At 52.4% G+C, this 2,820-nt stretch carries 4 protein-coding genes; all 4 read left to right on the top strand.

The genetic code is table 11. The features are described 5' to 3' along the window. Positions 1-165 precede the first annotated feature (165 nt). Positions 166-666 carry a GNAT family N-acetyltransferase gene (locus JOD69_RS24390; RefSeq protein WP_086135669.1) on the top strand — a complete coding sequence of 167 codons (501 nt, stop codon included), beginning with the start codon at positions 166-168 and terminating at the stop codon, positions 664-666. Positions 667-678: 12 nt separating this feature from the next. Beyond that, on the top strand, positions 679-1,599 hold the full coding sequence (locus JOD69_RS24385) for an alpha/beta hydrolase (protein ID WP_086135668.1): 921 nt from the start codon (positions 679-681) through the stop codon (positions 1,597-1,599). Positions 1,600-1,678: 79 nt separating this feature from the next. Then, positions 1,679-2,335, top strand: coding sequence for a DJ-1/PfpI family protein (locus JOD69_RS24380; protein WP_086135667.1), 657 nt, complete (start codon positions 1,679-1,681; stop codon positions 2,333-2,335). A 14-nt stretch (positions 2,336-2,349) separates the two neighbouring features. Beyond that, positions 2,350-2,751 (top strand): hypothetical protein, encoded by a 402-nt coding sequence (locus JOD69_RS24375; RefSeq protein ID WP_210024367.1) that lies wholly within the window; start codon positions 2,350-2,352, stop codon positions 2,749-2,751. The last annotated feature ends 69 nt before the right edge of the window (positions 2,752-2,820 follow it).

Here is a 2,820-nt window from a genome sequence, read left to right as displayed (position 1 = left end):
CGGCTAGTAGTTACATTGGCCCAAAGAATGGGCATTACAGGTACTCCTACAGGGGACTCTCACCCCATCAGTTCATGCCCATGTCGGGCGTACACACGGCGTTCGAGAGGGACGCGCCAAACGCGGCGCGCCACTCAACTTTACGTTAGGCGCAGGAAACACCGCATGAAAGTACAAATAGCAAGATCGGATGAAGAAATACTTGCCTGTTTCCCGTTAATGCGCGAGCTTCGGCCGCAACTGGACGAAGGCTCTTTTGTCGCAAAGGTGCGAGCCCTTGAGGAGTCCGGGTATCTCTTGGCCTATCTACAAGAGCCCGAAGGGCCTGTCGCCGCAGCTGGATTCCGGCTGGGCGAAAGCCTAGCGTGGGGGTGCTTCTTGTACGTTGATGATCTCGTTACGCTATCAAGCCACCGCTCTCGCGGCTTCGGCTCTGCCCTACTATCATGGCTCACCGAGTTTGCTGAGAAGCAGGGGTGCGAGCAGCTACACCTCGATTCAGGAGTTCAGACAAAGGACGCTCACCGGTTCTATGACCGAGAGGGGATGCTATTGGCAAGCCACCATTTCTCCAAGCTCGTCGCGCCTAACACAGCGCTCAACCCCGTCGGGTTAGATTGGTTGTTAGACAAACAGCCATTTCATACCAAGATTTGCGCAATCTAAACCAAATAAACAATGAAAAAACTTATATCATTGATTTTATTAATCCTGTTATGCCTGACTCTCTCGTCTAATGCCGCTGCTTTGCCTAAAGGCGCAAAGAGTGAATTCACGCATGTGAACGGTATACGCATGCATTACGTTAAGATGGGAAAAGGTCCGTTGCTCATTCTCCTCCATGGCTGGCCACAGACTTGGTATGAGTGGAACAAAGTCATGCCAATTCTTGCCAGTAAGTTTACTGTTGTTGTTCCGGATTTACGGGGTTTAGGGCTTTCGCAGAAAACGCAAACGGGATATGACAAGAAGACTATTGCCAGTGACATAGCAGAACTAATTAAGCATTTTGGAGGAAGTTCGGCATTTGTCGTAGGTCACGATATGGGAGGAAAAGCGGCTTATGTGCTTGGTTTGTTGTATCCCGAATTGGTAACAAAACTTATCCTAGTGGATTGCATGCCTCCCGGAACTGAGAATATGGATTCTGCAAAGGGCGGAATGTGGCATTATGGATTTCATATGGCCGCGGATTTCCCAGAGATGCTGACTAAAAATCGGGAGCGGGAATATATTTCAGCGCAAATGAGGAAGTGGGCTCATCAAAAAGATGCCATTACTCCACACGCAGTTGACGAGTATGCTAAGTACTATGCCAGTCCGGGAGGCATGACAGCCGGGTTTAATTACTATCGTGCGTTACCGGACGATGCCAAGTTTGTCTCAACCTATGCGGATAGAAAGTTCAGCATGCCAATTCTTACTATTGCGGGGCGATACGGGGTTTCTGATAATCTCTTTAAGGCAATGATACCAAAGGCTGATAACCTCAAGGGAGCCATTGCCGAAGAAAGTGGGCATTTTGTGCCAGAAGAAGCACCGACGTTTTTGGTAGAGCAAATATTGCATTTCTTCGTCCCTGAGCCAGCGTCTAACTGAACGTTACAGCGGACTCCGCTACGCTGCGCCGCTGAACGTAAACGTTAGGCGTCATGCCCGAAATCAGAGGTAATTAAAAATGCACATCGCCATACTCACCTTCCAAGGCTTCAACGAGCTCGACTCTCTCGTGGCGCTTGGCGTGCTCAATCGAATCAAGAAACCAGATTGGCGCGTCACGCTCTGCTGTCCGGAGAGCGCTGTCACTTCAATGAACGGCGTGACCGTGCATGGGCAGTCAACCCTTGCGGAAGCAACTTCCGCTGACGCTGTCATTGTCGGCAGCGGCATCAAAACGAGAGAGATCGTAAATGACTCAGCCATCATGTCGGCTCTGCGCTTGGATCCCGCACACCAGCTTATCGGAGCGCAATGCTCCGGCACGCTCATCCTTGCCAAGCTTGGCATACTCGCCAACGTTCCTGCATGCACAGATCTCACAACCAAACCTTGGGTACAAGAAGCTGGGGTTGAAGTGCTGAACCAACCCTTCTACGCATCGGGCAACATCGCCACCGCCGGAGGTTGTTTCGCGTCGCAATATCTAGCCGCATGGATTATTGCCCGCGCCGAGGGCGAAGAAGCCGCCAAGGAAGCATTGCATTACGTTGCCCCGGTTGGCGAGAAGGATGAGTACGTTTCAAAAGCAATAAAAAACATCGAGCCATATATCAGTACGATGACGCCTAACAAGGCGCTGCACCGGACTCCGCTTCGCTCCGCCGGTGAGCTTTAACGTTGGAGGCCAGAGTGAAGACTACGGCTGCAGCGCTCCTAGCCCTCGCTTCGGCTGGCGGAGTTAACGTCGTCTCCTACTTCACGCTAAGGCACAATCTCTCCCTCGGCGTCTACCCCATAGATGCAGATTCGATAGGCCTGCCGCTCGCTGACGGAGTGGTCGTTTCCATCGTTATTCTGGTCTGCCTTCTTACGGCAGTCAGGGTCCCAAAGCGCGGGGTGTGGACCGTGGCATTGGGAATGATGCTTGCCATCTTGGGTGGTCTCATTGCGTCGCTGATGGCTTTCTCATGGGCCGATTCAAAACATTACCCGATCGCGATCGCTTACCTTCCGTTGGCGGCGCTGTGCGCCACTATTGTCGTCGATCGAATTCGCATCCTGGCCTCCAATCGGGTAACCAGGGGTTTCTAACCCCCAGTCCCCACACCACCACGGCATGCGGGTCCGCACCGGGCGGTTCACGAAAAGGGAGCACACGAC

It is taken from the genome of Methylocaldum sp. RMAD-M, assembly GCF_017832375.1.
Classification (GTDB): Bacteria; Pseudomonadota; Gammaproteobacteria; order Methylococcales; family Methylococcaceae; genus Methylocaldum.
Note: the sequence above shows the minus strand (reverse complement) of the source record. Positions and strands in the feature narration are given on the sequence as shown.